Below are 25,413 nucleotides of genomic sequence, written 5' to 3'. Positions count from 1 at the left end.
ATAATAGTATAATATATTTTCCTACCATTAAATAAAATAAAGAACTTACAGTGCAATCATACCAATAGTTGTTATAGCATCGACCACACTTTTTCATTTATATTGCTGTATATTTCAATACGTGGATCATACTGTGATACATTCTTCATAAATTTGCTGTAAATACCTATATATTCATCAGAATTTTCTGAAGGAACAATTGTTGTATTAAACAGTCTTCCATTCTTAAGTTCAAGCATTGTCGCCAGCCTTGGTATCCTCAGTTCGTTTAGTTTCAAAACACGATCCATAAGGCTACCAGACAGTTCAATAGTTTCATAAATAAAATCTCTATTTGAAACTGTACTTATATCAGGAATTTCTATTTTCTGCTGTGCATAGGATAGGCATTTTATCGATGTGATTGACATACTTCGGACGTCTACTTCTGTTACTGTTTCAGGATATTGTCTGGCAATTTCATAGAGCGGTCCATGACCCTCAGGCATTATGGTAGATGTCTGTATTACTGTAAGTGGTAGGGATTTAACCAGGAGAGTCATCCCTTCAATAAAAGTTCTGGAATGCCTGATGTTTTCTAACCGAATATTTTCTTTCCTATCGATCCATTTTATAAGTGTTGTTGTAAGAGAAATTGAATAATCATGATGATACTTGAAAGTGAGATATATCCTATTTCCAAGAAGATAGGTTTCACCAAGTGTAATTGATCTAATAGAAAGAAGTTCTTTTATAATTCCAACACCACTGTTTTCTGTAATATCCACCATTACGCTGTAATAATTTTCAGTTTCCCTGAATGTTGATATAAGTTTGATCATTGAAAAAAATCTGGGAGCAAAAGACTTCTTTTCAATGTAAACCTGTAGGAACATTTTACCCTCATTTTTATATAGAAAAACATTATATTTTTGCATATTTTCCTTCATTATTTCAAATATCTCATCTTCTCCACGAATACTGATTAAACATCTGCGATCAATCTTATGATCAATTGTGTTGAAGTTCATACTATCTCACCCACAAATGAAACATCTCGCCATACAGAATATAAGTGAAATATTCCCCAAATTTACTCCCGATTATTCCAGCCAGTTCCATATATCCTCCCTCATTTTAGAAAGCACTTCAATGTTAGGTTCATAACTTGATTCCTTATTTACTGTTTTTGAATAGATCCTCATATAGTTATCCATTTCCTCCACTGGCAGGAACGAAGTTATATAGGCTCTATCATCCTTAACACTAAACAGAATGGCGATCCTTGGGATTCGTTCCATATTGGCAAGTCTTCTTCTTTCCACAAAAAGACTTTCATAATGCCTTGCCTCGTAAATATTTTGATTTCTGGAAATCTCGATCAATCCTTTGAAATTCAAATTCCTATTAGAATATATTAAGGCCCTGACTCCATCTGATGTAAGTCCTCTCCCTTCTAATTCTGCCACAAATCCTGGTGAATTCTTGTAAATATAGGAGATCAGTTTATTGGAAATGTATTTACTTGAGGTTTGCAAAACTGCAAGTGGGAACAATTTATTAATTCTCATCATCCTGTCTCTAAATGAATAGGATTTCCTTATTTCTGAAATTGCAATACCTTCATGCTCCACAATATAAAGATTCAGTAATGAGTTCATCTCTTCTTTATAATTTTCGTGATACCTGTACAGTATGAAAAGAGTATCCCGCTTCATGAAAGTTCCGGCTACAATTACAGATGGAAAATTTAGAATTTTCTTCACGAAATCAAAATGAGTTGGATTCTCTATTTTTGCAGATATTGTAAAAAATGATTCAGATTCCTTTAAGTTTCTATGAGATAGGATGAAGTTATATTTTCCCAAATTGTTTGAAAACTTGCTAAAATAAAGATTGATGAAAAGTTCTTCGTGATCCTCATAAAGAAATGTCTCTATCCTTTCATCAGCATTTTTCATGAGATTGAATAATTCACCCTTTAACTTAATGCTTAAGCTAACGCCACACTCAACTTTTCCATCCATAAGACTGAAGTCCATACCAAAACCTCCTTTCACTGAAGTTCAACTATAAATCTCCTTAAATCTGCTTCCAAACTTCGTCATTTGCCTCCGAGAAAACCTCTATTATAGCTTTGTAAGTATCCAGGTCACCAATGGCCTCAAAGTATGTTCTAATATAGTTTTGTGCCATTTCTTTTGGTATAAATGTAGTATCAACTAACCTGTTTTCATTAATATAATAAAACGCTCCAAATCTTGGTATTCTCGAATCATTTGTTAGCTTTCTCTTTTTAACTAGATATGGGTCAATCAGCCTCCCCTCGTACAGTCCTTCTTTTAACGAAATAGGATTCATACCTTTCATGTTGAGCTCTTTTTTGGAGAATATTATCACTCTATAGCCATTGTCGTCACGGCTTCTCGTTTCAGGCATTGATAGAATATCCGGATAGTTACTCCTAACAAATTCAAGCGTACTCCTCCCTTTGGTTATGAGAGTGGATATCTGAACCACCAATACCTCTGTATTTTTTTTAATATTATTTACTGCGTCTATTATACTGTCTGCATTCACTAGCTCGACTATCCTAACCTTCAGATCTTCTGCGATATAATCGGTAAGCAAACTGCTTATTTTAGAGAGAAATGAATTGTGAAAGCGGAAGATAAAATAAATCTCATTACCTATAACATATGTTTGTTCTATTAGAACAGAGGGCATCTCAGTAAGATCAAAAATAAGTTTTGCAGCATCTGAAGATTGCAGTTCCTCTGATATGGAAATATAACCATCTGATCTTACAACGTCCTTTCTGGATAGAATTCTGCTGATTCCCCCTGAACTTATCGTTTTATCATCAAAATAAAGCTGCACGAATGATTTCATTCCTTCATTAAAGACAAAGGCCTGAATCTTACCCATATTACTCCCAAGAAGTTTAAAAATACCACTATCTACCTTTATTGCAATGGTACACTTTTTCCAGTTTTTCCAGTTTAACTTCTCTATACGCAAATTATCAATCCTGCAAATTCAACTTAGTTATACTATGATATAATTCTGAATCTTAAGATTATTAGATTCATATTTATAAATTGTTGTTTCAATAGCTATTAAAATTTTTATATACAACATGCCTTCATATTTTTAGTACCTAATAAAGAAGTCTTATAACAACTTCTGTGATATCTTAACATAATGAAAGGATTTAAAAAAAATCTTTCAACATTACCAAATTCTTCCTTTGCTTCGGTAATGGGAACAGGTATACTATCAGATGCTCTTTTTCATCTCGGAATGATGGCTCTTTCTTATTTATTAATGTTTTTATCTATATCCATATATATTGGTTTAATAGGATCCTTTTTATTGAAATTATTTCTCTTAAAGGGTAACATATTTAAATATAGCTCTAAAACTGTAATGCAGGCATTTACATTCATAGCTGGTACCTCAGTACTGTTCACTCGACTATATGAATCTCACATATCCATATACCCCTTGGTCATTGTTATTGTCTTGCTTGGAGTTACAATATTGTTTATTTCATTATATCTGCTTACACTTAATTTTCATAATAAAGAAAAGGAAAACTATTTGCTGTTTTTGCCTCTTATTTCTTTCTTGAGTTTTTCCATTTTGATCGGTGTTACACAGAATCAGATTCCATTCATTTTCGTAAGTTTAGAGTTTCTTCTGGTAATAATATCACAAATAGGTACTATTTTAGTCATTACTTATTCGTTGATATACAACCATAAAAGACCAGTGCATATTCAAGATATAAATGGTTATTACATGATTTATTCTGGAATTCTTTCACTACTTGGATATTCAATATTGGGAACTCCCGTATATGATATTATCCAAATGACAATAGGTTATATTTTTCATTATATGGCAACCGTTGATATAATAGCTTCAATCTTCATAGCTCTGTTCATGTTCATTGTATTTATTGTAAAAATTAAAAATGGATTGTTTAATAAAAAATATAAAATTTCATCATGGGGAGCATTATTTCCTTTAGGGGTTGATTCTATCGGTTACTATTCAATGTCAGAAATATATCATGTTCAATTCTTTGATGATTTGTCATATTTTTTTACTTTTCTGGCCATATTAGTGCTCATAGGTATCATTATGGAATTCATATTATATGTTCTTCAAAGCGAAAAACAAAATTTCACCGAACATTCAGAGATTATGTCAGAGTAATCAAATTCTTTCCTCTGCATATGAAAAATTTTTTAATTAAGGAAAACTTAAGTATTGCCCTATACTGTAAGGGAGTCCTTACGTGATAAAATGACAATCATACTTGTGCTTGATCAATATTTCTCTGGGATTATCCAGATTTCTCTTATCCCTGGCTGGTAAAATGAGTCACATGATAAGAGTAAGAAATATTTTTAAATTTTTTGGGCCAGCATGGCTGGTTATGATAGCCGACATGGATGCCAGCAGCACGCTTGGAGCTGCTGAAACGGGTGCATTATTCAAGTACGGATTAATATGGTTTACTATTGTTCTGGTAATCCCACTTTATTTAGTCCAGGAAAGTTCCGGCAGAATTGGAGTTGCTACTGAAATGGGGTTAGGGGAGGTAATCAGGAATAATTATTCGCACTCACTTACCTTGATTGCAACAGTTCCAATGGTCCTAACCGACATTGTTACGTATGTTATTGAATATCTTGGAATTGCAGTAGGATTATCTCTATTCAATATCCCCATACTGTTTTCGCTGCCAGTTTTTTATGTGATTCATATAGCAGTGGTCATACACAGAAAGTATGGACTAACTGAATCCATTCTTCTCGTAATTTCAGGTATGCTAATTGTTGCCTTCATTGCTGCACTTACAGTTCGAGGAATAGAGCCATATAGTCCACTGTATTTTGTCCCATCTCCAACATTTCTATTTATGCTAGCTGTAAATGTTGACGCAGTCATAATGCCATTTATGCTCTTTTTTCAGGCATCAGCAACAGCAGAAAAGGTTATTCACACCAGGAAGAAGTTTCAGATCAATAATAGCACGGAAATCAATAGCAATATAGTGAGAGACAAATTTACAAAAACTGCTATGAAATCAATGAGACTTGAAACGCTTCTTGGAGCAGTAGTATCAGAAATGTTAATGGTAGTAGTGGAAATGGTGATGAGTGGTATTGGCCCAAATATGAATTTTGCGTCAATATCCCAGCTGGCTGGTGGCTTAACTGCCATTGCCGGCGTATATTCACCCTATTGATTTGGTATTGGTCTCATAGGAGCCGCTTTTTTAGTTCTTGTCGTCATATCTATGGGCAGTGCATGGGGGTTCATGGAAGCACTGGGAATAGGGAGGGAAAAATCATCCTTGATATATATTATGGAAAGTCTGCCTGCTGTAATTATAGCTCTGATTCTACCAAAATCCTATCTAATTAGTAGCGTTCTTTATCTTCTCGTGATATTTGTCTTTGTGCTTATAGGTCCGGGTGTACTAATGGGGATGATAGCAAGAAACAGAAACATCATGAGAGAATATTCTTCATCTGGTATAAGAGAAATGGCCTACTGGTCAAGTCTAATTTTCGTCCCGATCTTTGGAATAATAGCAATTATATAGACACATACAACTAACATATATCCAGTCCATTACTAACTAGATTCTTCATAAATTATCAGGCCTTAGAAACAGTTTTTAGTTATCTGTTAAAAATATTAACAAAGAAATGACGTTTAACAACGTTAAAGTACGTATTACGTATACAAAAAACGATGACTCAAATTATAAGTGTTAGGATCGATGATAGCTTATATGAGGAATTAAAAAGGCTCAATGTTAACCTGTCAGAAGTTATAAGAAAATCCCTGGAAGAGGAGGTATCAAGTATCCAAAGAGAAATTCTGGTCAAAAAAATAAGGGATCTGTCAGAGAGGTTCAGGAATGAGTCACCCAGTGATTTCCTTATGGTAAATAAAAACGCAAAGAGGGATAAATAGGAATGGAAAAGAAATACCTAATTGATGGGGCATCACTTATTAAAATTTTTTTAATAAAGCCTGATAGTGCAATTGATTTTATAGAAAATTCCTGTATCATAGAGTCATGTTACAGTGAGATTGGAGATCTGATTTCTAACAGGTGCTCAATGGAAGAAGCGGAAGATGAAAAAGCAAGAATTACATCTCTTGGTGATGACCTTATTGATATACTCAAAAGTGTAGAAATCGTCCCTGTTCTCTGGGATGATTTTAAAACAATGCTAAACATTGCAATTTACAAAAAACTTAATTTTAAGGAAGTAAGTTATTTGTGGGCTGCAAAGGAAAATAAGCTCATTCTAATTACAGATAGCCAGAGGATTTCTAAGGCTGCTGTTGAACTGGATATAACTGCTAAGACCGTTGAAGATATCTGAATTTGTTATACAATTTCAGGTAAAATATTTGTAAGGCACTGACCAGCCTTCATACATCCTGATATAATACTTCCTAACTTCTATGGCCAAATTCAAATCTAGATAAGGAAAAGTGTAGTAACGCTTTAATGTTTTCAAAGTAAATCTATTATCACTGTTTTTTCGTGCTTCATGTAATAGATTCTTTAGCATTTCAAGACTTATTTGATCTAAATTCCCTGGTAATTTTAATTTCAAATCAATGGGCAAAAAGAAAACAGAATAATAATCAAGATTCCCCTTCACAGTGTGCACGATAATTGAGGATTGTAACTGGTTAAATGAATGATAATAATATATTTTTTCCCCACGTATCAGCCCAAGTCCATAGGCATTAATAACATATTTCTGACTGAACATCAATTCTGAATGTATATAAACCAGCCCAACTGAAGAAAAACTCAATCCAAATAGGATTAAGGCAAGAAATAGATAATATATATTGGAAGTAAGTATGGAAATAAAGATACTCAGGAAAGTAAAAAATAATCCAAAAAAGAAGCCCTCTATTTTGTTCATTCTGATTTTCTTAAGAAGAATCGGGGAAGGATTAAATTCAACAGCACCGGCCATAATAAAGTTGATGTCTGGGTCACCTTCATTTCTATAGGGATTTGGTCTTATCACTTTTTTCCCAGTCTTAAATGTAATAACTTATACTTATCTTTATCTCCAAGTATTATAATATTTAATGACTGCAGGAAAAATATAATAGACGATTCAATCATCTATTTGTAACAGTTTTCATACTAAGGATATTCAACACCAAAATATTTATTATATATAATACATTAATAATAAGTGAATCCAGAACAATCAAATAATTTGAGAAATGAGGGAGTTAGAAACGTTGGATATGCGTACATACTATTCAGCCTTACTTTTTTGATAAGCATAATAAGTGTTCTAACTGAAATCAGTTTCCTTTCATATATTTCAATTTTAATAGGCTTCGCTGGTCTTGTAATTGTAATAGTATCAAGAAAGTCACTTAAACATGATTTTAGAAGACATTTAATTAACGGAATTAGCATTTATATACTATTTGCAATAATAGCAATTTTAGGCGCTACTATCTATGTTGTATCGGTTGCTTTTTCAATAGTAACGGAATATCCATCTGGAAACATACCTGACGGTGTTATTTCCTCCCTTATAGTAAATACAGTAATTATTACGGTTATCCCCTCGCTTTTATATTATATTTCCTACTACTTATTGAACATCCAATTTTTTAAGAATAATAAGTTTAAATTACTTATCGCTGCCCTTTTAACATCACTTGCGTTCACATTAATCGGATTTATTGGTGAAATGGAAACTGTCTTTGCTACCTTATCCTCAATTACAACTTTGTCTTCTGCTGAATCCGCTATAAACCTAATAAAGGCCCACTCCATTAATCTATACTCTTTGTTTTCTATTCTTAGTGCTATCATTCTTTTAGTTCTATTCTTCTACAGTGGTCATGAACTTCTTACCAATCCACAAAATTATGCTAAATCTGATAACGATTATGGATTGTACTAGTTTCCAAGGTGAAAAAAATGGTGATCAAACCACCTACCAGAAAACTCTTTAGAAATATATTATAATTATAAATTTAAACCCATATGACTAATATTATATTTTACGAATCTTTACTGTTAACACATAGTGTTTTTCACAAGTAACTATATAACACAGATATTTATTTCGATTTTTGATTTTACCTCCCACAAAGAAACCTGATACCTGCACCAAAAAAGGACTCATTAAGTTCGATTCCAGGTATTTTAATCATGCTGAACCATTTGTTATTTAAAGTAAAGCAATCGCTATTTAAATTTAATTCTTATATAACTCTTCAAATGAGTAGTAAACTAATATGCATTTTTTAGAACTTCTTATGGCTAAAAAAATGAAATCTACGGCCTTATCTATGTGTAATAGTTTAATACTCTCATTTTCTAAATGCTAAAGCGAGCTTCGAGTTTATGCGTTAATTTAACATTATTCTCTACTTATTGAATTAAAATATGCCTCACTCTCTTTTTTAAAGTCGTTCATTTTTTTAACATGATCATCGTACTTCATTCCACCTTCAAGGAAATTCTCATTAACATATGATTTGCATTCAAGAATTAAATTTCTATCAAGAGAGGAAATCATAATGGAAGGACCAGTATCGGCGTTAAAATATATCCCTTCACTATCAGATTGAAACTTCATTATTTTTCTCAGCAATTCTATACTTTCCCCGGTTTGAGCGAACATACCAGATGAAATGAGCACTGAATGAAGGTTCAAAGAATCCTTCTGACCACGTTCTATGAGAAACGAAGTGTTAAAATTATTCTCAGTAGCATTCTTGACAGCATCCATCTTATCATATATCCAGGTATCATAGAAGATTGAATTTTTTACATTATTATGGGCCTGATCGGTTTTTATGGAATTCCTTTTTGGAAAAATCCCATAATAAATTTCCTTTGGATTATCCCTGATCTTAACTGCAAAGGACTGGTCACTATCCAAACCGGGATATGATAACCAGATGGACAGGCCTTCTATGCTTGCCCTTGTACCTGATCCTGATACAAGTCGTGCAAATCTTGAAGTGAGATGATCCATGACAGGTTTCTTTTCGTTAAACAGATTGTTAATCAGGGATCTTGAAGCTGCCGAGGCAACCGCAGAGGATTCACTCATTCCTTTTGCTTCAGTATATTTCCTGTATCTCTTTAGATAAAATTGAAAACTTCCTTCTATCTTAAATTTTTTCTTGAAGCTCTGCAGCGCAGATGTAGCCTTAAGGGTATAGCTGTCATTTGTAACACCATCGAGAACAACAGAGTCTGTTTTTGCAGTCTTTGTATATTTACACGCAGAAAGACAAAAGGAAAAATCTGTGTTGAATGAAATAGATGGATTAAACGCAATCTTTTCAGCTGAATCATAATATCCCAGAAATTTCTCAAAGGCTTTTATAGGGTAACTTAAACCATAAGAAATATTTCCATCATCCGGTGATGGTTCAGGATATTCTATCTGCTGATACAGTCCCTCTTTTTCAAGAGTTGATTTAATTTTTTCGCCTATGGTAAAAACTCTCTTTGTATCCATAACTGACAGATAATGTCATTTCTTGATTGTATTAAAGTCATTGGCTGTCAGGTTGTTACTTCATATAAACTTATTTCCCCTCATTTTTTTATAAATAGAGCGAGAAACGCCTTATGGACAGTTACCTTAATTTACATTTTTATAATTTAGTTCAATGGAAATATGGCAGAACGATCTATGAACAGATTTCGACGAATTAATTCTTTCCATTAAAATAGATAACCCCGTTCTGACAAGACTGAGACTATGTTTCATTAAAGTTTTAGAATTGAAGTATGAATATTAAATTTGCAGTAATACTAGTATTCAATATGTTGCCATTTGCGAATCAAAATTTATATGGTGGGTAGTTGGTATGAGGATGTGATTCAGGTTATGAAGAAACAAAATATTCAGAGTGCAATCATTAAAGAAATCTATCCTTCTATTGAAAGGGAGTGTTAGAATGGTCAGACTTCGGGAATTTGAACCTTATTATTTTTGTGATAATGTAGAAAAATCCATATCTCCACCATTTGATTCAATCTCAAAATCATTAGAATCTGAATTGAAGTCATTTCCCTTTAACATAACTCACTTGACTCTACCAGAAAAAGAATCACAGGGTACTATGTTAATAGATAAATGGATTGATTCAGGCGTACTTAAAAAAAAGGAGGAAGCAGGTATGATTTTAATTAACCAACAATCCTGGATTAACGGTAGGATTAGAGAAAGGTTTGGAGTTATTTCACTTGTAGATATATATCCAGAAGATGGTTTGTTACAGCCTCATGAAAAAACCTTTCCTGGTAAAGTTTCCGATAGGGTCAAAGTTTTGAAGGATACGAATGCACAGCTCGAACCGATTTTCCTTGTGGTAAATAACAAACAGTTTGACCGGAAATTGATTCTCCTCTCCAGTAAACTACAACCATGGTTAGAATTTACTGATACAGATAGTGTAAAATACAAAATCTTTAAGATACCACTAAATGATTCTCATACAATTTCGGAGATACTAAAAACTGATGTGGCAATTGTTGCAGATGGCCATCACAGATTGGCTGCAACAATGCAAATGGCTCAATCATCAAATAAAAATGATGAGGTATTCTGGTCTTCAATAATGGCGTATACAACTAATATAGATTCAGATTCACTCCTAATTAATGGTATTCACAGGGCTTTGAAGTGCAGAATTGATAATGAGAAACTAAACAACTTACGGTCAGTATGTAATTCTGTAAAAGCAGATTCAGAAGGACCAAAGGATGAAAATGTTCTTATTTTATCACAAGAGGATAATATGATTATTGATCAGGAGAAGATAAAGAAGAGAGGTATATCTGCAATTTCTGCTATACATCTTATTCAAAACGTAGTCCTAAAAGAAATACTCGGTTTATCAGATGAAGAATTAGATGCCATGATATATTATACCCACGACATAAAAGAGTGTAAAAGGATGATAGATTCTGGTGAGAGCTCAATCGTTTTTGTCATGCCTCCCTGGAATAAGGAAAAATTATTTAATCTCATAGTGAAAAATGGCTTTCTACCTCAAAAATCAACCTATTTCTTTCCTAAGGTCTGTTCTGGCATTGTAATGAACATTAACAGGTAAATTTTAAAAAGAGGGTATTTTTCGTCATAATGAACTCTTTTGGTCACATAGAGCATATATACCATAGCATCAATTCCTCAGCAATGAAAGGAATAACCAAGAAAAAAAAAGTTCTTATATGCGATAAGGTGGACAGTTTGATGCTCGATGAACTTAATAAAAGAGAATTTGATGTTAATTACGAACCTGAAATTACCTCAATGAAATTAAAGGACTCAATTGAGAAATATGATATTGTCATTTTAAGGAGTAGAACAAAATTAACTCAGGATATTCTTGAGAAAGCTGTAAACCTTAAAATTATAGCCAGAGCTGGAATCGGTGTTGATAACATAGATACGAAGTATGCTAAATCCAGAAACATTCAGGTAATAACTGCAGCAGGTTCCTCTACTCATTCTGTGGCTGAATTAAATGTTGCCTTGGCTGTGAGTCTTGCGAGAAATCTTATCCCTCTGGATATAAATTCTAAAAATGGAATTTGGATAAAGGATACAGGCTTTGAACTCAGTGGAAAGACTTCAGGCATAATAGGCTTTGGAAGGATAGGACTGAGCACTGCAAAAATACTAAAATCTATTGGTATGGAAATTTTAGCCTACGATATTTTTGAAAACCAAGAAGCCATTAAGGAAGTGGGAGGTCACTTTGTTTCAATGAACGAACTTCTTTCAAACTCAGATTTTATTTTCATCCTCGTCACTCTCAGCGACTCCTCGTCCAATATAATAGGCGAAGAACAGATGAAAATGGTAAAGAGTGGATCTTTCCTGATTAATACAAGCAGATCTGAAGTGATTGATGGAAGAGTATTGCTAAATTATCTTGAGAGTGGTCGAATTAAGGGATATGCTACAGATGTGCTTTGGAACGAACCTCCTACAGAAGAATGGGAAAAGACTCTAATATCAAAACCAAATGTAATTGTGACACCACACATAGGAGCACAAACAGTTGAGGCACAGAAACGTGTGGCCGAATATACATTGAATAACCTTTTTGCCAAAATTAGTGAGATGGGAATATGATGTTAATACCAGGACCTGTAGAGGTGTCAGAAAAGACAATGGAAGCATCCAGGCTTGTAACCAACCACAGATCTGAGTCCTTTAAGAACATTGTGAGAAATTCAGAAAAATTGCTTAATAAATTTTCAGATTCTACACATTCACTAATGATCACTGGGTCAGGAACACTTGCAGTTGAATCAATGATTTATTCATTTACAAAGCCAAAGGATAATGTACTGGCAGTTACCTTTGGAGAATTCGGAAATAGACTGATTGAAAGTTCCCAGAGGAGGGGACTTAAGGTTCATAGAATTAATAAATCTATTAGTGAGCATTTAGAGGTCGGAGAAATAACAGATTATGTTTCATCTCATCGAGAAATAGGTTCAATTTTCATAATTCATAACGAAACAGGAAATGGGACTGCTATAAAGAACCTTAAGAATGTTGTCAGAGAAAGTAAGGAAAATGGATTGCAAGTTTTAGTCGATGGGGTTTCAAGTTTTGCAGGTTTACCGGTGAAGATCAATGAATGGGGTATAGATGTAATGGCTTCCTGTAGTCAGAAAGGAATTGCCTCTGTTCCAGGTATTGGAATTGTTTTTATAGGCAAAGAGGCAAATGAATCTTTAATTCAATCAAATGACATTCCAAAATATTTGGATGCTAAAATAGGAATTGATTTTCTTAATAAGGGTGAAACCGCATTTACACCTTCTACCGGTGCATTTAATGCATTACATAATGCATTGAATGAACTGGAAAGTGAGACCATAGATGCAAGAAATCAAAGGCATGCTAAAATTGCATCTTTTTTAAGAGGAAAACTCAAGGAATCAGGTTCAAAAATATACGGAAACGAGTTAAATTATTCAGACACTGTAATAGCCTTTGAGCCCTCTATTCCAGCAACAAAATTAAGAGCTGAACTGTTAAAACGAAATATTGAGGTAGCAAATGGAATGGGTGAACTTAATGGAAAAATTTTAAGAGTGGGCAATATGGGATTGGTTTCGGAAAAGATCGCAGCTGAATTTATTAACACCTACCAGGAAATCCTTTCGGAAGGTATTACTTTAAACTAACCTCCCCTTTTATAAAAGGTAAAGGCTCTACTGGAGTGAACAAATTTTTAACCATTTTATGATGAAATTGTTTTAGTCTTCAGTTTCACCGAGCGCATATTTCTGAAGCTTATGAACAGCAGAGAAACTCCCAGAATCAGAAATATTAATAGAGATACATAAGCTGGAATGAACAATTTATCGTATATATCAGAAATGCAGTTATCGATTCCAAATAGGATAAAAAATATTACTGCTCTTACGTCTGGAATATCCTTGCCCCCGGAGATGAGTGAATAAAGGGCAATAATAATAACAGAAGTTATGAACCAGCCAAGAAAATTAGTCCATGGGTCTCCGAAATATTGTGTTTTTGAAATCCAGATCCAGAGATGACCGGAATATCTCGGATCAAATGAAAGATCTAAAACAACCATAAATATGGGCATAAGGAATTTTCCTCCAGCACGGTATGAATAAAAACTTAATGATGCCCAGAGTAAAGGAATGAAGATTGGCAATTGGCCGATTTTTGGACCTAACTCTCCAGTATAAACATATTTACCGAATGGTATACCAGTATTCAGACTGAGCAGCTCAAGCAAGGAGCCTACTACAGCAGCTATTATAAAGAAATACGCAGAATTTTTTTCCCCCATAATGGAAAACGATGAAATGAAATAAACAATAATTAATAAAATTGAAACGGTTAAGGAAGAGAAAATTGAGTTATTTTTTAGGAACGGTATTTGTCCTATAAATAGATAAGCTATGTAAATAAAGGAAATAATCCATGCAGCATCACTTTTTTTCAACTATTTTGCATATCACAGTTACTATAAAAAACTATTGCAGGTCATTTGATTTATACAAAGTATAAACCTCCTCAATAAAGTCACCGGATAAATTTTTAATACCTGACCTACTTTCACTTATGAACGTTCTTAACGAAGCAGAAATGGAAAGTAAGCTGAAGGCTTTAGGATTCAGTAATTTTGAGATTAATGTACTTTTGGAAGTTTACCGAATTCCCATGGGAGAAACGAGAACATATTCACAAATCGCAGAGACAATCGGACACAGGAATGCAAGCAGGGCAGTGGGAAGTGCAGTAAGAAAGAATCCTTTTGCACCGCTTATTCCATGTCACAGAGTCGTTAGAAAGGATGGAAAAATTGGGAACTATTCAGGAGAAGGTGGAAGGGAACAAAAGAGAAAGATGCTCAAAGAAGAGGGTATTGACGTAGAAAGACTAAAATGAAAAATGAATTAATTAGATTGAAAGTATTAGCGATAATACTAACTAGACAGGTTCTTTGCAGTATAGTTTCTCATAAATAGAACCACTTTCCGTAAGCGTACTTTTATAAAGGCAGATCTGCCTGAGCTTTACTGCAGAAATATCAAGTTTTACCGATTCCAGTGAAATTGGATTACTGTGCTTTCTGTACCTTCCTACGGTAATGTGAGGTAAGAAACTTTGTGTACGGTTAATATTTACTGAGAAGGTTTCTTTTAATGCATTGCTTATATCACTTAATTCAGGACAATCTAAAACCACAACTATTACCCTTGGTGTAGATCTTTCAGGGAGCGTTTTGAGGGAGTTTACCTTGCATGTCAGAGCCCTGAATTTTAATTGCTGAAGTCTTTTTATGGCAATATTTTTCTTAGAATCGTTAATATCTGAGAGAAAAAGGTAGGTAAGGTGAAGATTATTCACTGGTACGGGATTAATTTCTCTATGGAAACTTAGAGATTCCAAAAGTTTGCTAAAGTCCTCACTATTTTCTATGGGTGAACCAATGAATGATCTCATAGTTTACCATGGTTATCCAGTTTATTACTGTTGTTCTCGCTTTCTTTTTTGGTCCTTGCAATAGTTTCTAGAGAATCTTCATACCTTCTGTCTTTTCTCAAGATAGAGATCAGTGCAGCAATAATAGTAATTCCGGATGCAAAGAATAATACTACATCCAGCGAAGACATAAATGGTCCTGAAAAAACCTCTGAAAACCATGTGTTTCCTTCAATTATGGAAATAGTAGATGCGGGAAGATTTATGCCATTCGGAATGAAAGACGGAATTGGATTAATTCCAAGAAATGAACCGAATATGGCGACTGTAGGTGGCATGTTGCTAACCGTTTTATCAAGTGATGATGCTCCCGCACTATTTATCGCGGAAGTAATTGCAGAGGGAAGGGTGGTTGAAATGCCCGCAATAAGAATACTGAAAAATATGCCCATACTTGCAACATATCCTGTATTTCTCATATTATTTAAGGTACCAGAGGCGGAACCACGTTCCTGAGGTGGTACTGTGGACATAACTGACGCAATATTTGGAGAATTGAAGAAAGCATAGCCTAAACCAAATAAAATGAGAAGAATCATCATTTTGTAATACAGAAAGTTATAGGAAAGAAATGATAAAATGAAAAGAGATACCCCGCTCAGTAGCAATCCAAAAATGACAAGCCACTTAGCACCAGAGCGATCTGCCAGTCGACCAGCAATAATTCCAAATATACCCATACTTACAGTTAAGGGAAGCATGTAAATGCCTGCCCACAAAGGAGTTATAGAAAAGCTATATCCGTGAAGTGGTAGCCAGACTCCCTGAAATAGAAGTGTGAGCATGTATAATAGACCCATCATTCCCATCGCTGATATGAAGGCAGTAAATGATCCAATGGCTAAAGTTCTATTCCTGAACAGATGTATGTTTAACATAGGACTTTCTATCCTTCCTTCCCAAAGAATAAAGAATACAATCAGAAGGGTGCCAATTATGAGTGCCAGAATTACCATGGGATTTGTCCAACCCATTGGGGATTGCTTATATGGAGTTATTCCGTAAGTTACACCAATAAGCAAAGAGATCAACCCAGCAGCCATTAAAACATTTCCCATCACATCTATTTTTTGTTTCTTTCTGGGTGAGGTTTCTTTAAGCTTAAGATAAGACCATGCTGTACCAAATATACCCAGAGGAACGCTCAAGAGGAATATGTCCCTCCAGTATATTACGGAAAGGACACCTCCAACAACAATTCCTATGCTTACCCCTGAAACCGAAGCCAGGCTATTTATTGATATTGCGAAACCCCTTTCTGATTCCTTAAAATTATCGGTTATTAGGGCAAAACTGTTAGCCATTATGAAAGAACCACCTACTGCCTGAATTATTCTAAATAAAATGAGTTCCAGAGCACCTATATCACCCGTATTAGGAGTCAGATATAGGAGAATTGAACCTAAGGTGAATATCAGAAACCCTAAATTGAATAATCTTACCCTTCCAAATATATCTGAAAGTTTCCCTATTGTAAGAAGAAGAACTGATACTACAATCATATAGCTCATAATTACCCATAGAAGATATGGGAAGGAGTCCGGTAATAAAGGATTTAAATGAATTCCACGAAATATGGGAGGTAATGCAACAATGATTATACTGGTATTAATTGTTGCCACCAGTTGTCCCAGTGTGGTGTTCTATAGTGCAATCCACTTCTGTTCTACCATACTTAGGAATTGAAGCTTGTTATAAGAAATTTATTAAAGAATTATTTAGTACAAAAGTATTGTAGATTTTCAATTTAATATGGTTGAAATTTACCAGTACAATAGGTTTAAATCATACTGGCTATTTCATATAAGTCTTTAATATGAGGCATGCAAAACAAGATGAACTTAAGGAACTCGAAGAATTACTGGATAAAGTAAGGTCAATAGAAGGCATTAAAGAGCGTACTCAAAATCATTTCTACTATAAAGGTCTGGGGATATTGCATTTTCATTCTGATTCAGGTCAGATCTATGCAGATGTGGGCGAAGAAAGAATATTAATCGGTACTATTGGAAATATGAGCGAGGAAGCAATGGACCATACGTATAATTTAGTTAAAAAAGCAGCTGCCAAACGAATGATATAATTGAAAATTTTTAAACCTATTTAGAAAAAACATAAAAAACGAAAGCAATCCTTTAAGTGTTGGATGTAATAATACCATATGAAAATGCCAAATGCGAAACAGGTGGTAACCATACTTATAGTTATAATATTCCTTGGAGCGGGTGTTTCATTTCTGGCTGCATTAATATAATTTACAAGGATTGAAATGAAACGATGGCTTCCATGAAAATTGAAGTAAAATGAAACTTATTTAATAAATAGGTGAAAATATTGAAAATTTTCAAAAATTATTTTGTCACAGGACTCTCAAAACAGCAAATCCATCGTAACCTTTTGATCCCACTGTTTGGATTACCGTAGCTTCGACCCTCTCCTCTATTTCAAGATGATCATAGAGTCTTTTTATACCAGCATTATCGTCACTTTCGTTCTCAGAATTTATTATTTCTCCGTTCCAAACCATATTATCAATGTAGATAATCGTTCCAGGATGTGAAAGCTCCATTGCTCTCTCAAAATAATGAAGATAGGGTTTCTTGTCTGCATCTATTAGTATAAAATCGAATGCCTGAACGTGTTCTTTGATCATATTGTTGAGTGAAGTTAAGGCCTCACCTACTATTATGTTAACGTCCTCCCCATATCCAGCTCTTATGAAATTTTCGGTCGCTATCGTGGCGTGTTTTTCACTCTTTTCAAGACCAACGAGCTTTCCATTTTTCATTCCTGAAAGAATCCACAATCCGCTATATCCACCAAGAACCCCAATTTCCAGTGCCCGTTTAGCGTTAATCGATCTGACAAGAATTGACATAAGTTTTCCTTCAGGTGCCTGGACATTTATTGATGGTAAACCTTCTCTCTGGCTAACTTCTAATGTGTCGGAGAGAAATAATGATGGTTTTACAACCTTCTTATTAATAAATTCCTCCACATTTTCCCATTTCTTTTCATTGTTCATAAATAAACATTCAAAGTGCTATATTTAAGTTTTCTTACCAAATAAGATAAACGTCAATTAATCATTTATTCTTTAAACTTAATTTGTTTGATAATTAGACTTTGTATTTAATATAGTAAAAAATGATTAACTATTGTTAACTATTAAATACTGATCTATAATTACCTATTGTGAACATTGAAAGCATTGAAAATGCATTAGAGGGATTGACCTATGAACTGATGCTTTACAGGGAAGAAATCATGAAGAAAGAGAATCTTTCCTTTACGGGATTCTTCGTTCTTTCAACTCTTTCAAAGGGCGGAAGAATGAAATCTTCTGATCTGGCACTTAGACTGGGTGTCACAAAACCATCCATATCGCACATAATTGATAATCTTGAAAGTAAAGGCCTGGTTATCAGGCAGTATGGAATGGATGACAGGAGAGCAATATATATAGACCTATCAGTAAAAGGTAAACTCATGCTTGAAAAGCTATACAATGTAAAGTCAATGGCTCTTAAGGCTATGGGAGAGATGGATCAGCAAACAATAGAAGGTTTCCTGCAATTTGTAAATATGCTGGCCAAAAATGTTCATGAAATTAGAGAGAGAAGTGATTAATAGTGGAAAATGAAATTTATGATAAAAAATATGCTAACTTTGTTATGATTCTTCTCGCAATGATTATAGTTGCGGTAATGTATGTTGAGGGAATGCTAACACCATCATTACCATCAATTGCAGAGGGATTTGGCGTAACCGTAGGTCAGGTAAGTCTTGTTCTGTCCACATATCTGATAACTGGAGTTGCACTTAGTCCAATCGTTGGAAAGCTTGGGGATATATATGGAAAAAAGAAGATGATGGGTATGGTAATGCTCATATACGCAGCAGCAGTTTCGGTAACGGGTTTTTCCCCCAATTTCACATTTATGGTTATTTCCAGGGCGGTACAGGGTGTAGGACTTACGATTATGCCTCTGGGTATGGCACTCATTAGGGAGGAGTTTCCAAGAGATATGGTGCCAAAAGCTCAGGCACTGATAAGCGGTATGTTTGGAGCAGGATTTGCAATCAGCCTTCCACTTGGTTCCCTTATCTCTGATACCTACGGATGGAGATGGACTTACCATTCTGCTATACCATTTATTGTGATCCTGGCCATACTTACAATCGTCAAGGTAAAGGAGTCAAGATATAGAAGACCAGAGGTTAAGGTAGATTACATAGGGGCCATAGCCCTTGCAACCCCGTTGACACTTATAGTACTTGCTCTTTCTGAGGGTTCTCAATGGGGCTGGACATCTCCTCTAACACTTGGAATGTCCATTCTTGGTGTATTCCTTTTCGTTCCTATGTTCCTGTATGAAGCCAGATATCACAGAAAAGGTGGCGAGGCAATATTTGATCTTAAACTCCTGTCAAATAGGAATGTACTGGTTACCAACGTCACACTTACAATAGCCGGTCTTGGGATGTATCTTTCAATGCAGGCACTTTCATATAAATTTGAAACACCGGCACCATATGGGTTCGGGCTTTCTATTCTTGATACAGGACTATCTATGGTATCTTTTGCCCTGGGCATGATCGTATTTTCAGTAGTAACCGGAAAGGTGATCTCAAGATTTGGGATAAAGCCACTTGCCATTATAGGCTCAATTGTTTCAGGACTCGGATTCTTCCTTCTTGCAATGGCACCTGGTTATGACATGACACTGATAGATGAATTTATCATTGGTTCAGGAATGTCCGTAATGAATGCTTCACTGATAAATCTTCTAGTTCTTTCTGTTGAAGCAAAAAATATGGGACTTGCAACATCAATGAACAGTACATTCAGGTACCTTGGAAGCAGTGTAGGGGCACCAATAGCAGGAGCAGTACTTTCTGCATTTGTGGTGACATCTGCTGTCAGCAGTACTGTAAGTTTCTCTTTTCCAACAAATACAGCGTATTTCTATGCGTTCCTAATTGGTGGTGTATCTTTCATTGTATCAGCATTTCTGGTTATATTTGCCAGGGAAATACTCGGTAAACGTTCTGTTGGAACAGAAGTAGCGGAGGGGTTAAAGCATGTTGCAAAAGGGGAAACCGGCTTTGTAGAATCTGCAGGGCAGTCAGAGTAAGAAAAACCTCCTTACTATTATTTTTAAAATTCCCTTAAATAACTTATTAGCTCTGGAATTGAATCCAGGTATAGGTAATCAATACCAAAATGACCGCCCTCATATGTTTGACTAACATGATCTACTGAATGCATTAACAGAATCTTGCTCAATCCCTCAATACCTAAATTAAGAGAGAATTCATCATTTTTTCCAGTTTGCAGGATTATCTTTTTCTCCCTCAGTTTCTCAAAATGGTCATAAACGTTTACTAAAGGATCATAAGCTTTCCACCTAAACCATATATTACTCTTAATCTCACCAGTATTCACATTAAAGGGCAATGAAATTTTTCTTTCCTCTCCGTTATCTGGAGAATAAAACGCAGCCATTGCTATAATATTCATGGTATTTAGTTCTGCCATAGTGTGAAAGTCCTTTTCCTTGAATTGCCTGATTATTTCAGAGAGCCCATTGTTTCTGATCATCCTGATCGCATCTGGAAAATCTCTTATATATGAATATTCAAATCCGCAATCACCGGATACATCGATAAAACCCTGAAATTTTTCAGGATTCCTTATGGTGAGATTGTACGCACCAAAGCCTCCAGAGGACTTCCCAAAAAGGCCCGTATTCCTTATTCCATACCTGGTTTCGAGATATCCCATTACATCATTAACTATATAATCCTCATAATTACCAACGGCAATAGAATTAAGATACTGATTTCCACCAAGTGATGTCATCGAATCAGGCAAGGCTATTATAAATGAATTAACTCTATCGTGATTAATGATCTTATTTAACACGCCCATGAAATCTATAGATGTAAAACTTCGGTTAAAAAAGCTTGAGGATGAACCATAAAATCCCGCAAGACCTATGAGTATGGGTGTGGTATCATTTACATTGTGCTCTATTATTGTGATCTTTCTCTTCCAGGGATCATTGAGATAATTGTTTTTAAGTGAAACTGCCTCAATTTCATCTTCAACGACTTTCATAGTCATTATGAACCAATATGTTAAAGATTAAAAATATTATCATTCTATATAATGAATTTTTTCAAACCTCTGGTAGCTTTTTTTGTAGCTTAGCATTGAGGTCCTTTCCGATTTTCCCTTTTAAGAGAAGAGAATTCATAACTACTGAAGTGGAGCTAAGACCCATGGCCAGTGCACTGAGTATTGGTAAGAAAGAATATATCGAAAGGGAAAAAAAGGGAACTAGAACTCCAGCGGCTACGGGAATTAATACTGTGTTGTATCCAATTGCCCAGCCTATGTTTTGTCTGACCTTGGATACTGTATCCCTTGAGATCACAATTGAGGCTGGAACATTTGTCAGATCATCGTTTATTAAAATTATATCTCCTGTATCCTTTGCAATATCACTTCCAGTTGACATGGCAAAGCCCGCATCTGCTGTCTCCAGGGCAATAGAATCGTTTATTCCATCCCCAACAAAGACTACATATTCTCCTCTCTCCTGATATTCAGATATAACCTTTGACTTTTCGTCTGGTTTAAGCTCTGCATGTATTAGATCCAAACCAAGTAGGCTTCCAACACGCTTTGCCTCATTTACGGAATCACCGGTAACCATTCCTACTTTAAGGCCGAGACCTTTTAAATCGCTTACTGCCTGTTTTGCAGTCTTTCTAATTGAATAGGATAATTTTATATTGCCTATTTCCTCATCACCACGTTTTACTAAAACCGACGAAATACCTGAGTCTTTAGACCTCTGGACCTTAACCTTTATACCATTAATTGTACCTTCAACGCCAGTTCCAGGAGTTTCCATAAAATCATGTACTTCTTGTAAGGGAATATTTTCCCTAACCGCATAGGAATAGATCGCCTTTCCAACTGGATGGGTTGAAAATCTTTCCATGGATGCTGCGATGGAAATAAGTTCAGATGAATCAACTGATAATTGTGGTTCAATTCCCAGAATCTCAGGTTGCGATTCTGTGAGTGTGCCAGTCTTATCAAATAGAACAGTTGTTGCCTTCGACATCCTCTCAATTGAACTGGGGTTCTTAACCACTATTCCGTTCTGTGACGATACGGAAGATGATATGAGTAATGTAATTGGACCGGCCAGGCCTATTGCACAGGGACATGCTATAACAACAACTGAAACGAATGCGAGAATAGCTATCTCAATATCGAGGCCATTGGAGACACTTGAAAGATAGAAATACCAGAATAAGCCTGATGCAGCTCCAACTGAAAGAACAACCGGTACGAACACAGATGCAAATGTATCTGCTACCTTCTGAATCTTTACCCTGCCTGAAATTGCACCCTGAATGAGGTCGTATATTCTATTAACGGTACTATCTGAAGATTTCTTTAAAACTTCAACTTGAAGTGCTCCATTAAGGTTTCTTGACCCTGAGAAAATGTTGCTATCCTTTGAAACAAGCACAGGGTCCTGTTCTCCTGTAATCATACTCTGGTCTATTTCTGATGCTCCAGAACGAACTACCCCATCAACAGGGATTATCTCTCCAGGCTTTACAAGGATTAATTCCCCAACATCTACTTCATTTCTGTGCTTTTCAACTTCCTTATCATTGATTATTACATGAACCCTGTCTGGCATCAATTCCAGAAGTTTAACGGCGGATCCATTTGCTCTCCTCTTTGACAGATTTTCTATAAATGTTCCCGTGAGAATAAGTGTAATTATAAATGACGAAGCATCGTAATAAACGGATGCTCCATGAATAGCATCAGGAAATATTGTTACAAATAGAGAGAAAAAGAATGCGGTCAATGTTCCAATTGCTATCAGGAGGTCCATATTGCTGCTCTTGTTTTTTATTGATTGAGCTGCACCAGAATAGAAATTCAATCCAGAATAGAACTGAACTGGTATTGCAAATAATAAGAGGATATAATCCTTGTATTGAAAGTTTGAAGTGAAATACATCATTGACATAATTATGATGGAAAAAACCCAACCAACAGTAAGTTTACGTTTCAATTTACGAGCTTCTATTTCTGGGGACTTGAATCTATCCATACATGATTTTGAACAGAAATAATATCTTTTACCGTCAATGTCTGTATAAAGTTCACTGTCCTCCGATACAAACATACCGCAGACAGGATCTGTTGGCATATCTTATCGCCTATCTGCTATGTTTTAAAGGATTCTTATCAAACTCTTTTTTACAACTTTCGCTGCAAAAATAGAATTTCTTTCCCTGAAACTCGCTAACAAATTTGGTGTCTTCTTTTACTTTCATTCCACAAATGACATCTATTGCCATTCGTACTCATTACTTCCCTTATTAAAAGGCTATTCTATACAAAATGATTAAATATTCATTAGTAATTTTACAATATGAATAAAGATGCAAGGGAAATTGAGCAAAGAATGATAAATATACTACGAAGAAACTCAAGGGCCAGTATACTGGAACTGGCTGATGAGTTGAATATAAGTAGAATCACGGCAAGCAAAACCCTTTCTAACCTCATTAGTTCTGGAAAAATAACTCATTTTACAGTATTTACAGAGGAGGATCAAAAAAATCTTGTAATAATTCACCTTAAAACCCTAGAAAATATAGATGAAGAATTAATTTTGGAGCAATTTGAATTATTTGATGGAACCTACTTTGTTGTAGTATATTATGAATCTCTTCCGAAATTAAAAGTAGCTGATGTTATTGATATCAAATTTGCCAGGGAAAAGAGGCTGAATAATACTCTTGGTAGGGTTTTGAATGTGAAGTGTGACTACTGCGGAAAGATAATGGATAAACCAAATGTGGTATTTGAACTCGGTGGTAAAACGATGTATGCATGTTGCCCTAACTGTGAGAAGGACCTTAGAAAGAGAGAAACGCTGAGGATCGAGAGTCAGTAATTTGAAGAATAGTTTCTGAGGTGTTAAAAATGAACGTTGAGAATGAAGTGAAAATTGGAAAGGGCAAACTCATGATACCAGATTCAATTTCGAGAGATTTAGGTAACTTCTGGATACTCATACAGGTAACACAAAGGAAGGGACCATGTAAGGATGAAGTTTGCCAGTTAATAGAAGAGGTTGATGTAAAAATATCGGTTTCTCCTTTAGAAGGAATGGTTATAATAGATAATAACATCAAATTGAATATTGCAGCTGATAAAACTTTCCTTGATTCAGTTGATAAGGGAAGAAAAACAGTTAGGCTTTATAAATCATTAAATCGTAAAATAAAGGTTAAGGGCTTTTAGAAATTTTATTTAAAATTGTTCAATTTTCATTCATAGTCTTTATAATATTAGTTAAAATCCTTATTCATGAAAGTTGGAAATATAGTACAGAAAAACTTCAAAACAATAGACCAGAACGCTACTGTGTTCGATGCTGTCAAAATGATGAATGAAAATGGCCTATATGGACTTCTGGTTACCAATGGTGATAATCATTATGTTGGCATAATAAGTGAAAGAAGCATAATTAACAGATTTGTCCTTAGAAATGTGCCTGCATCTGAAGTTCTTGTTAAGTCAGTAATGAGAACGCCGCTGCCAAGAGTGATGGGAGATGATGATGTTAAGGATGTTGCAAGTTTTCTTGCCAATAGCGGACTAAGCAGATGTGCTGTTTTCGACAGGAATGATAAATTGTTGGGAATAATTACAATAACCGATCTCTCGAGACACCTTTCAGTACAAAGCGTTTCTGAGGTTCTACTATCGCACAGGAGCAGGAAGTTCAAATTTAGATGTCCTGTTTGTATGGTAGGAACTATGGAGCCAGTGTACAATGCAAAGGGTGAAATTACAGTCTTCAAGTGCAATAACGAAAGCTGTGGTCATATGGAGTAAATAATATTACCAAATTTTTGTTATTGCAATTCATTTTCCGAGCCTAAATGGAAAACGTTAAAGCCACCAAGAAAATAAGGGTTTATGTTCAAGATATTTGCCTTAAATAAGGATCAAAGATCTTTGATAGATAAGATATTGTCAGATGACATTATGGGCAGACAGACAATCGTTCAGAAAGATGGATCGACACTGGGGTATGATGAAAAGATAATTCTGGTCGTTGAAGGGCAGGCTGAAATTTTTTCAAGACTCGATAGTCTTCTTGAAAACAAAGTAAAACCTCTTTCAGAAAAGGACGCTTCTGTTGTCTATAAAAAAATAAAGGATGAGGAAGAGGCTGCAGAGAGCGGTGTAGGTTTTCTTTTTGGACCTTAA

Annotated in this window: 29 protein-coding genes; 17 read left to right on the top strand and 12 right to left on the bottom strand. The window is 35.0% G+C overall.

Features of this window, described 5'->3' with window-relative positions; translation table 11 throughout:
• Positions 1 to 71: 71 nt before the first annotated feature.
• From CSP5_RS04585 to CSP5_RS04575, 3 genes are all read right to left on the bottom strand, one after another.
• On the bottom strand, positions 72 to 1,010 hold the full coding sequence (locus tag CSP5_RS04585; RefSeq protein ID WP_148689748.1) for a hypothetical protein: 939 nt from the start codon (positions 1,008 to 1,010) through the stop codon (positions 72 to 74).
• 72 nt (positions 1,011 to 1,082) lie between these two features.
• Entirely contained in the window at positions 1,083 to 2,021 is a 939-nt protein-coding gene (locus CSP5_RS04580; protein ID WP_148689747.1) for a hypothetical protein, read from the bottom strand.
• 40 nt (positions 2,022 to 2,061) lie between these two features.
• On the bottom strand, positions 2,062 to 3,000 hold the full coding sequence (locus tag CSP5_RS04575; protein ID WP_148689746.1) for a hypothetical protein: 939 nt from the start codon (positions 2,998 to 3,000) through the stop codon (positions 2,062 to 2,064).
• Between the two features lie 183 nt (positions 3,001 to 3,183).
• Here CSP5_RS04575 and CSP5_RS04570 point away from each other — a divergent pair, with 183 nt between their 5' ends.
• The 5 genes from CSP5_RS04570 (at position 3,184) to CSP5_RS04555 (ending at position 6,398) form a co-directional block, all read left to right on the top strand.
• Positions 3,184 to 4,203 carry an SLAC1 family transporter gene (locus CSP5_RS04570; protein ID WP_148689745.1) on the top strand — a complete coding sequence of 340 codons (1,020 nt, stop codon included), beginning with the start codon at positions 3,184 to 3,186 and terminating at the stop codon, positions 4,201 to 4,203.
• A 163-nt stretch (positions 4,204 to 4,366) separates the two neighbouring features.
• The gene (locus CSP5_RS04565; RefSeq protein ID WP_197685813.1) at positions 4,367 to 5,242 is read left to right on the top strand and encodes an NRAMP family divalent metal transporter; all 876 of its coding nucleotides are present in this window, start codon (positions 4,367 to 4,369) and stop codon (positions 5,240 to 5,242) included.
• 72 nt (positions 5,243 to 5,314) lie between these two features.
• Positions 5,315 to 5,602: a hypothetical protein gene (locus CSP5_RS09865; protein ID WP_197685812.1), complete on the top strand. Its 288-nt coding sequence runs from the start codon at positions 5,315 to 5,317 to the stop codon at positions 5,600 to 5,602.
• A gap of 152 nt (positions 5,603 to 5,754) precedes the next feature.
• On the top strand, positions 5,755 to 5,979 hold the full coding sequence (locus CSP5_RS04560) for a type II toxin-antitoxin system CcdA family antitoxin (RefSeq protein WP_148689744.1): 225 nt from the start codon (positions 5,755 to 5,757) through the stop codon (positions 5,977 to 5,979).
• 2 nt (positions 5,980 to 5,981) lie between these two features.
• The gene (locus tag CSP5_RS04555) at positions 5,982 to 6,398 is read left to right on the top strand and encodes a hypothetical protein (RefSeq protein WP_148689743.1); all 417 of its coding nucleotides are present in this window, start codon (positions 5,982 to 5,984) and stop codon (positions 6,396 to 6,398) included.
• A gap of 15 nt (positions 6,399 to 6,413) precedes the next feature.
• Here the strand turns inward: CSP5_RS04555 and CSP5_RS04550 are convergent, their stop codons facing one another.
• On the bottom strand, positions 6,414 to 7,064 hold the full coding sequence (locus CSP5_RS04550; RefSeq protein WP_148689742.1) for a hypothetical protein: 651 nt from the start codon (positions 7,062 to 7,064) through the stop codon (positions 6,414 to 6,416).
• A gap of 174 nt (positions 7,065 to 7,238) precedes the next feature.
• Between CSP5_RS04550 and CSP5_RS04545 the strand changes: the two genes are divergently transcribed.
• Positions 7,239 to 7,967, top strand: coding sequence for a hypothetical protein (locus CSP5_RS04545; RefSeq protein WP_148689741.1), 729 nt, complete (start codon positions 7,239 to 7,241; stop codon positions 7,965 to 7,967).
• A 462-nt stretch (positions 7,968 to 8,429) separates the two neighbouring features.
• Here CSP5_RS04545 and CSP5_RS04540 read toward each other — a convergent pair whose 3' ends face one another.
• The gene (locus CSP5_RS04540; RefSeq protein ID WP_148689740.1) at positions 8,430 to 9,542 is read right to left on the bottom strand and encodes a diphosphomevalonate/mevalonate 3,5-bisphosphate decarboxylase family protein; all 1,113 of its coding nucleotides are present in this window, start codon (positions 9,540 to 9,542) and stop codon (positions 8,430 to 8,432) included.
• Between the two features lie 427 nt (positions 9,543 to 9,969).
• Between CSP5_RS04540 and CSP5_RS04535 the strand changes: the two genes are divergently transcribed.
• From CSP5_RS04535 to CSP5_RS04525, 3 genes are all read left to right on the top strand, one after another.
• Positions 9,970 to 11,148 (top strand): DUF1015 family protein, encoded by a 1,179-nt coding sequence (locus CSP5_RS04535; protein ID WP_148689739.1) that lies wholly within the window; start codon positions 9,970 to 9,972, stop codon positions 11,146 to 11,148.
• Positions 11,149 to 11,231: 83 nt separating this feature from the next.
• On the top strand, positions 11,232 to 12,176 hold the full coding sequence (locus tag CSP5_RS04530; protein ID WP_172399403.1) for an NAD(P)-dependent oxidoreductase: 945 nt from the start codon (positions 11,232 to 11,234) through the stop codon (positions 12,174 to 12,176).
• Positions 12,173 to 13,243 carry a pyridoxal-phosphate-dependent aminotransferase family protein gene (locus CSP5_RS04525; protein WP_148689738.1) on the top strand — a complete coding sequence of 357 codons (1,071 nt, stop codon included), beginning with the start codon at positions 12,173 to 12,175 and terminating at the stop codon, positions 13,241 to 13,243. Before CSP5_RS04530 ends, CSP5_RS04525 begins: the two co-directional genes overlap by 4 nt.
• Before the next feature lie 56 nt (positions 13,244 to 13,299).
• Here the strand turns inward: CSP5_RS04525 and CSP5_RS04520 are convergent, their stop codons facing one another.
• Positions 13,300 to 14,037, bottom strand: a complete 738-nt coding sequence (locus tag CSP5_RS04520) for a carotenoid biosynthesis protein (protein ID WP_148689737.1) — start codon at positions 14,035 to 14,037, stop codon at positions 13,300 to 13,302.
• Positions 14,038 to 14,156: 119 nt separating this feature from the next.
• On the opposite strand from CSP5_RS04520, the gene CSP5_RS04515 reads away from it, so the two are divergent.
• Positions 14,157 to 14,483: a methylated-DNA--[protein]-cysteine S-methyltransferase gene (locus tag CSP5_RS04515; protein ID WP_148689736.1), complete on the top strand. Its 327-nt coding sequence runs from the start codon at positions 14,157 to 14,159 to the stop codon at positions 14,481 to 14,483.
• Positions 14,484 to 14,525: 42 nt separating this feature from the next.
• On the opposite strand, the gene thpR is transcribed toward CSP5_RS04515, so the two are convergent.
• Positions 14,526 to 15,041, bottom strand: a complete 516-nt coding sequence (thpR, locus tag CSP5_RS04510) for an RNA 2',3'-cyclic phosphodiesterase (protein WP_148689735.1) — start codon at positions 15,039 to 15,041, stop codon at positions 14,526 to 14,528.
• Positions 15,038 to 16,705 (bottom strand): MFS transporter, encoded by a 1,668-nt coding sequence (locus CSP5_RS04505; RefSeq protein WP_277868677.1) that lies wholly within the window; start codon positions 16,703 to 16,705, stop codon positions 15,038 to 15,040. The genes thpR and CSP5_RS04505 overlap by 4 nt, the downstream gene beginning before the upstream one ends.
• A 191-nt stretch (positions 16,706 to 16,896) precedes the next feature.
• Between CSP5_RS04505 and CSP5_RS04500 the strand changes: the two genes are divergently transcribed.
• Positions 16,897 to 17,163, top strand: coding sequence for a hypothetical protein (locus tag CSP5_RS04500; RefSeq protein ID WP_148689734.1), 267 nt, complete (start codon positions 16,897 to 16,899; stop codon positions 17,161 to 17,163).
• A 276-nt stretch (positions 17,164 to 17,439) separates the two neighbouring features.
• On the opposite strand, the gene CSP5_RS04495 is transcribed toward CSP5_RS04500, so the two are convergent.
• Complete coding sequence (locus tag CSP5_RS04495) at positions 17,440 to 18,105, bottom strand: O-methyltransferase (RefSeq protein ID WP_021788747.1); 666 nt, start codon at positions 18,103 to 18,105, stop codon at positions 17,440 to 17,442.
• Between the two features lie 170 nt (positions 18,106 to 18,275).
• On the opposite strand from CSP5_RS04495, the gene CSP5_RS04490 reads away from it, so the two are divergent.
• Both CSP5_RS04490 and CSP5_RS04485 read left to right on the top strand, forming a co-directional pair.
• Complete coding sequence (locus tag CSP5_RS04490; RefSeq protein ID WP_021788746.1) at positions 18,276 to 18,710, top strand: MarR family winged helix-turn-helix transcriptional regulator; 435 nt, start codon at positions 18,276 to 18,278, stop codon at positions 18,708 to 18,710.
• 2 nt (positions 18,711 to 18,712) lie between these two features.
• On the top strand, positions 18,713 to 20,218 hold the full coding sequence (locus CSP5_RS04485; protein WP_148689733.1) for an MFS transporter: 1,506 nt from the start codon (positions 18,713 to 18,715) through the stop codon (positions 20,216 to 20,218).
• A 23-nt stretch (positions 20,219 to 20,241) separates the two neighbouring features.
• Here CSP5_RS04485 and CSP5_RS04480 read toward each other — a convergent pair whose 3' ends face one another.
• Genes CSP5_RS04480 through CSP5_RS04470 form a run of 3 tightly spaced genes read right to left on the bottom strand, consistent with a single transcriptional unit; the run spans position 20,242 to position 23,486 of the window.
• Positions 20,242 to 21,210: an alpha/beta hydrolase-fold protein gene (locus tag CSP5_RS04480; protein ID WP_241869841.1), complete on the bottom strand. Its 969-nt coding sequence runs from the start codon at positions 21,208 to 21,210 to the stop codon at positions 20,242 to 20,244.
• Positions 21,211 to 21,265: 55 nt separating this feature from the next.
• The gene (locus CSP5_RS04475; RefSeq protein WP_021788743.1) at positions 21,266 to 23,335 is read right to left on the bottom strand and encodes a heavy metal translocating P-type ATPase; all 2,070 of its coding nucleotides are present in this window, start codon (positions 23,333 to 23,335) and stop codon (positions 21,266 to 21,268) included.
• 10 nt (positions 23,336 to 23,345) lie between these two features.
• Entirely contained in the window at positions 23,346 to 23,486 is a 141-nt protein-coding gene (locus CSP5_RS04470) for a YHS domain-containing protein (RefSeq protein WP_077076208.1), read from the bottom strand.
• A gap of 74 nt (positions 23,487 to 23,560) precedes the next feature.
• On the opposite strand from CSP5_RS04470, the gene CSP5_RS04465 reads away from it, so the two are divergent.
• The 4 genes from CSP5_RS04465 to CSP5_RS04450 all read left to right on the top strand — a co-directional run bounded on the left by CSP5_RS04465 (position 23,561) and on the right by CSP5_RS04450 (position 25,413).
• A complete protein-coding gene (locus CSP5_RS04465) occupies positions 23,561 to 24,088 on the top strand; it encodes a TRASH domain-containing protein (RefSeq protein WP_021788742.1) in 528 nt (175 codons plus the stop codon).
• A gap of 29 nt (positions 24,089 to 24,117) precedes the next feature.
• A complete protein-coding gene (locus CSP5_RS04460) occupies positions 24,118 to 24,438 on the top strand; it encodes a hypothetical protein (protein WP_021788741.1) in 321 nt (106 codons plus the stop codon).
• A gap of 66 nt (positions 24,439 to 24,504) precedes the next feature.
• On the top strand, positions 24,505 to 25,035 hold the full coding sequence (locus CSP5_RS04455; RefSeq protein ID WP_021788740.1) for a CBS domain-containing protein: 531 nt from the start codon (positions 24,505 to 24,507) through the stop codon (positions 25,033 to 25,035).
• A gap of 84 nt (positions 25,036 to 25,119) precedes the next feature.
• Complete coding sequence (locus CSP5_RS04450) at positions 25,120 to 25,413, top strand: hypothetical protein (RefSeq protein WP_021788739.1); 294 nt, start codon at positions 25,120 to 25,122, stop codon at positions 25,411 to 25,413.

Source organism: Cuniculiplasma divulgatum, assembly GCF_900083515.1.
GTDB lineage: Archaea > Thermoplasmatota > Thermoplasmata > Thermoplasmatales > Thermoplasmataceae > Cuniculiplasma > Cuniculiplasma divulgatum.
The sequence above is the reverse complement of the archived record's forward strand: the minus strand, read 5'-3'. Positions and strand labels throughout refer to the sequence as shown.

Coding starts and splice junctions, on each gene's coding strand:
- CSP5_RS04585 (WP_148689748.1), bottom strand. CDS start 1,010: ATGAACTTCAACACAATTGATCATAAGATTGATCGCAGATGTTTAATC.
- CSP5_RS04580 (WP_148689747.1), bottom strand. CDS start 2,021: ATGGACTTCAGTCTTATGGATGGAAAAGTTGAGTGTGGCGTTAGCTTA.
- CSP5_RS04570 (WP_148689745.1), top strand. CDS start 3,184: ATGAAAGGATTTAAAAAAAATCTTTCAACATTACCAAATTCTTCCTTT.
- CSP5_RS04565 (WP_197685813.1), top strand. CDS start 4,367: ATGAGTCACATGATAAGAGTAAGAAATATTTTTAAATTTTTTGGGCCA.
- CSP5_RS09865 (WP_197685812.1), top strand. CDS start 5,315: ATGGAAGCACTGGGAATAGGGAGGGAAAAATCATCCTTGATATATATT.
- CSP5_RS04560 (WP_148689744.1), top strand. CDS start 5,755: ATGACTCAAATTATAAGTGTTAGGATCGATGATAGCTTATATGAGGAA.
- CSP5_RS04555 (WP_148689743.1), top strand. CDS start 5,982: ATGGAAAAGAAATACCTAATTGATGGGGCATCACTTATTAAAATTTTT.
- CSP5_RS04540 (WP_148689740.1), bottom strand. CDS start 9,542: ATGGATACAAAGAGAGTTTTTACCATAGGCGAAAAAATTAAATCAACT.
- CSP5_RS04530 (WP_172399403.1), top strand. CDS start 11,232: ATGAAAGGAATAACCAAGAAAAAAAAAGTTCTTATATGCGATAAGGTG.
- CSP5_RS04525 (WP_148689738.1), top strand. CDS start 12,173: ATGATGTTAATACCAGGACCTGTAGAGGTGTCAGAAAAGACAATGGAA.
- CSP5_RS04515 (WP_148689736.1), top strand. CDS start 14,157: ATGAACGTTCTTAACGAAGCAGAAATGGAAAGTAAGCTGAAGGCTTTA.
- thpR (WP_148689735.1), bottom strand. CDS start 15,041: ATGAGATCATTCATTGGTTCACCCATAGAAAATAGTGAGGACTTTAGC.
- CSP5_RS04500 (WP_148689734.1), top strand. CDS start 16,897: ATGAGGCATGCAAAACAAGATGAACTTAAGGAACTCGAAGAATTACTG.
- CSP5_RS04495 (WP_021788747.1), bottom strand. CDS start 18,105: ATGAACAATGAAAAGAAATGGGAAAATGTGGAGGAATTTATTAATAAG.
- CSP5_RS04480 (WP_241869841.1), bottom strand. CDS start 21,210: ATGACTATGAAAGTCGTTGAAGATGAAATTGAGGCAGTTTCACTTAAA.
- CSP5_RS04475 (WP_021788743.1), bottom strand. CDS start 23,335: ATGCCAACAGATCCTGTCTGCGGTATGTTTGTATCGGAGGACAGTGAA.
- CSP5_RS04470 (WP_077076208.1), bottom strand. CDS start 23,486: ATGGCAATAGATGTCATTTGTGGAATGAAAGTAAAAGAAGACACCAAA.
- CSP5_RS04465 (WP_021788742.1), top strand. CDS start 23,561: ATGAATAAAGATGCAAGGGAAATTGAGCAAAGAATGATAAATATACTA.
- CSP5_RS04460 (WP_021788741.1), top strand. CDS start 24,118: ATGAACGTTGAGAATGAAGTGAAAATTGGAAAGGGCAAACTCATGATA.
- CSP5_RS04455 (WP_021788740.1), top strand. CDS start 24,505: ATGAAAGTTGGAAATATAGTACAGAAAAACTTCAAAACAATAGACCAG.
- CSP5_RS04450 (WP_021788739.1), top strand. CDS start 25,120: ATGTTCAAGATATTTGCCTTAAATAAGGATCAAAGATCTTTGATAGAT.